This window comes from Paracoccus sp. (in: a-proteobacteria) (genome assembly GCF_030536915.1).
Classification (GTDB): domain Bacteria; phylum Pseudomonadota; class Alphaproteobacteria; order Rhodobacterales; family Rhodobacteraceae; genus Paracoccus.
On the sequence record NZ_JAUNPC010000069.1, the window covers coordinates 11,213 to 14,879 of the forward strand.

The 3,667-nt window shown below is 68.1% G+C and carries 5 protein-coding genes and 1 pseudogene; all 6 read left to right on the top strand.

The features are described 5' to 3' along the window. Window positions 1-1,151 (top strand): methylamine dehydrogenase (amicyanin) large subunit (gene mauB / locus Q4F04_RS11490; RefSeq protein WP_303369965.1); only part of this gene is annotated, 1,151 nt, incomplete at its 5' end. Window positions 1,152-1,155: 4 nt separating this feature from the next. Beyond that, window positions 1,156-1,713 (top strand): MauE/DoxX family redox-associated membrane protein, encoded by a 558-nt coding sequence (locus Q4F04_RS11495; RefSeq protein ID WP_303369966.1) that lies wholly within the window; start codon window positions 1,156-1,158, stop codon window positions 1,711-1,713. 1 nt (window position 1,714) lies between these two features. Then, complete coding sequence (gene mauD / locus Q4F04_RS11500; protein WP_303369967.1) at window positions 1,715-2,314, top strand: methylamine dehydrogenase accessory protein MauD; 600 nt, start codon at window positions 1,715-1,717, stop codon at window positions 2,312-2,314. Window positions 2,315-2,357: 43 nt separating this feature from the next. Further along, a complete protein-coding gene (gene mauA, locus Q4F04_RS11505) occupies window positions 2,358-2,930 on the top strand; it encodes a methylamine dehydrogenase (amicyanin) small subunit (RefSeq protein ID WP_182791604.1) in 573 nt (190 codons plus the stop codon). 62 nt (window positions 2,931-2,992) lie between these two features. Continuing rightward, window positions 2,993-3,388, top strand: a complete 396-nt coding sequence (locus tag Q4F04_RS11510; RefSeq protein WP_303369968.1) for an amicyanin — start codon at window positions 2,993-2,995, stop codon at window positions 3,386-3,388. Window positions 3,389-3,406: 18 nt separating this feature from the next. Further along, window positions 3,407-3,667: pseudogene (locus Q4F04_RS11515) on the top strand (methylamine utilization protein MauJ); the annotation flags it as partial.

The following is a 3,667-nucleotide window of genomic DNA, read 5'->3' on the forward strand; positions in this document are numbered from 1 at the left end:
CCCCTGCGGAAGCCCAGACCCACGGCCAGCGCGCCGCCGCCGAAGCCGCCGCAGCCCTGGCCGCGGGCGAGGACGACGAGCCGGTGATCCTCGAGGCGCCCGCCCCGAACACCCGCCGCGTCTATGTCAACGACTCGGCGCATTTCGGCTCGCTCACCCAGCAGTTCGTGATCGACACGGACGCGGGCCGGGTGATCGCCATCACCGACAGCGGCTTCCTGCCGAACCCGGTCCTGTCCGACGACGGCTCGGTCTATGCGCAGGTCAGCACCACCTATTCCCGCATCTCGCGGGGCGAGCGCGAGGATTACATCGAGGTCTTCGACCCCGTCACCTTCAATCCCGTGGCCGACATCACCCTGCCGGTCGAGGCGCACCGCTTCCTCGTCGGCACCTACCCCTGGATGGCGGCGGTGACGCCGGACAACCGGACGCTGCTGTATTACCAGTTCTCGCCCGCGCCCGCCGTCGGCGTGGTGGACCTGGAAGGCAAGGCCTTCAGCCGGATGCTGGAAGTGCCGGACTGCTACCACATCTTCCCGACCGCACCCGACAACTTCTTCATGCATTGCCGCGACGGCAGCCTTGCCCGGGTGCAGTTCGACGCCGCCTCGGATGCCGAGCCGCAGATCACCCACAGCGCGGTCTTCCACCCCGAGGACGAATATCTCGTCAACCACCCGGCCTATTCGCAGAAGACCGGGCGGCTGGCCTGGCCGACCTACGAGGGCAAGATCTACCAGTTCGACCTGTCCTCGGGCGAGCCGCAGGCGCTGAACACCATCGACGGGCTGACCGCCGAGGAACGCGCCGACAACTGGCGGCCGGGCGGCTGGCAGCTGGTGGCCTATCACCGGCCCTCGAACCAGATCTACATGCTGGTCGACCAGCGCGCGGAATGGACCCACAAGACCCCCAGCCGCCATGTCGTCGTCATCAACGCCGAGACGGGCGAGCGCATCGCCAGGCACGAGCTTGGCCATGACATCGACTCGGTCGCGGTCAGCCAGGACGACGATCCGCTGCTTTACGGTCTCTCGACCGGGGCCAGGACGCTCTACATCTACGACGCCGAGTCGGGCGAGGAACTGCGGTCCGTGAACCAGCTTGGCCACGGCCCGACGGTCATCAGCCTGTCGGACATGAACTGAGGCGATGATGCACGATCTCATCGCCAATCCTGCGACCCTGCTGGCGATCCGCGTCTTCCTGGCGCTGGTCTTCGCCACGGCGGCGCTGTCCAAGCTGGGCCATGCCGAGGAATTCTACGGCGTCGTCCGCAACTTCCGCATCCTGCCCGACGGGGCGTCCCGCGTGACCGCGCTGGTGCTGCCGGTGGTGGAACTGGCGGTCGCGGCGGGGCTGCTGATCGGGGCGACGGCGGTTCCTGCCGCGATCGCGGCGGCGGCGCTGCTGGCGGTCTTCGCGGCGGCCATCGCGGTCAACGTGCTGCGCGGGCGGACATCCATCGACTGCGGCTGCTTTCGCAACGGGCTGAAGCAGCAGGTCGGCTGGGCGCTGGTCGGGCGCAATGCGCTGATGGCCGGTGCGGCGCTGCTGGTGGCGGGGCTGCTGCCCGCCGCCCCCGGTCCGATGCTGGCCGAGGCGCTGGTCGGCCTGATGGCCGGGCTGACGGCCATGATGCTCTATCTCAGCGCCGCGGCGCTGGGGGGCCTGCGGGCCATGCAAGCCACCACGTCGAAAGGACGCTGACATGACCAACCTTCTGATCGTATCCAACGTCCTGCTGTGGGTGGCCTTTCTGGGCGTCACGGTGGTGATGCTGGGGCTGATGCGCCAGGTCGGGCTGCTGCACGAACGCTCGTCGCCCATGGGCGCGATGATCACCGACCACGGGCCGGACATCGGCGACAAGGCCCCGGAACTGGACCTCAAGGACTTCGCCGGCCGCGCCGTCAAGATCGGCGGCCCGGCGGCGGACGGGCGCCAGACACTGCTGATGTTCACCGCGCCCACCTGCCCGGTCTGCGACAAGCTGTTCCCGATCATCAAGTCGATCGCGCGGGCGGAAAAGATCTCGGTCGTGATGATCTCGGACGGCGCGCCCGAGGAACACCGCCGCTTCCTCGACAGCCACGACCTGGGCGAGATCCGCTATGTCGTCTCGGCCGAGGCGGGGATGGCCTTCCAGGTCGGCAAGATCCCCTACGGCGTCCTTCTGGACCCGCAGGGCGTGATCCGCGCCAAGGGCCTGACCAACACGCGCGAGCATCTGGAAAGCCTGCTGGAGGCCGACAAGACCGGCTTCGCCTCGCTGCAGCAGTATATCGCCAGCCGGAAGAAGGCGGCCTGACCGGGCCGCTGACCGCAACCCCGCAGAATTAGGGAGGATTTCGATGCTGGGGAACTTCAGGTTCGACGACATGGTCGAAAAGATGTCGCGGCGCGTGGCCGGCAGGACCAGCCGGCGCGGCGCCATCGGCAAGCTGGGCACGGTGATGCTGGGCGTGGGCCTGGTGCCGCTGCTGCCGGTGGACCGCCGCGGCCGCGTCAGCCGGGCGAACGCCGCCACCACGCCGGAACCGGGTGCCGCGCATCCCCGCGACGGCTGGAACCCGCAGGACCATGACATCCAGGCCTGCGACTACTGGCGCCACTGCTCGATCGACGGCAACGTCTGCGACTGCTCGGGCGGCTCGCTGACCAACTGCCCGCCGGGCACCAAGCTGGCCACCGCGTCCTGGGTGGCAAGCTGCTACAACCCGACCGACGGGCAAAGCTACCTGATCGCCTATCGCGACTGCTGCGGGGCGCAGGTTTCGGGCCGCTGCCCCTGCTTCAACACGGAAGGCGAGCTGCCGGTCTATCGCCCGGAATTCGGCAACGACATCATCTGGTGCTTCGGGGCCGAGGACGACGCGATGACCTATCACTGCACCATCTCTCCGATCGTCGGCCGCGCCGGCTGATCGGGAGCGCCGGAGGGGCGGCTCCCCTGCCCCTCCGGCCCCTTGAACCCCACGGAGCCATCATGACCTTCGCCACCAAGACCCGCACCATCCTTGCCGCCCTCGTCCTGACCGGCTTCGGCACGCAGATGGCGCTGGCAGACAAGATCTCGATCCTGACCGAAGCGCCCGCCGCCGCGGCCGAAGCGCCCACTGATGCGGTGATCGTGAACATCGCCAAGATGAAATACGAACCCGCCGAGGTGACCATCAAGCCGGGCCAGACCGTCACCTGGATCAACACCGAGGCCATGCCCCACAACGTCGCCTTCAAGGCGGGCGCCGTCGGCGACGCCAAGATGGACGGGGCGATGATGAAGAAGGAGCAATCCTATTCCATCACCTTCAACGAGGCGGGCAGCTACGATTACCACTGCACGCCCCATCCCTTCATGAAGGCCAAGGTCATCGTCGAGTGAGGTGAAAGGGTCAGTGCCATGTGGATCCCCTATGACATCACCGGATCGCTGAAGGCGGCAACCGCCCCCGAGACGATCCGTCAGTCCCGCGCAGACCAGACGCCGCGGGCCTTCCTGGTGGGCTTCCTGCTGCGGAACCCGGTGACGCAGGCATGGGAACTGGACCTCGTGGCCGACCCGGCCGGGTCTGATCTGGCCGAGGGCGGCCTGACGCTGACCCTGCACGGCAACGAGGCCGGCAAGCTGGCCGAAGTGATCGTCCGCGTGACGGCCCCCTCG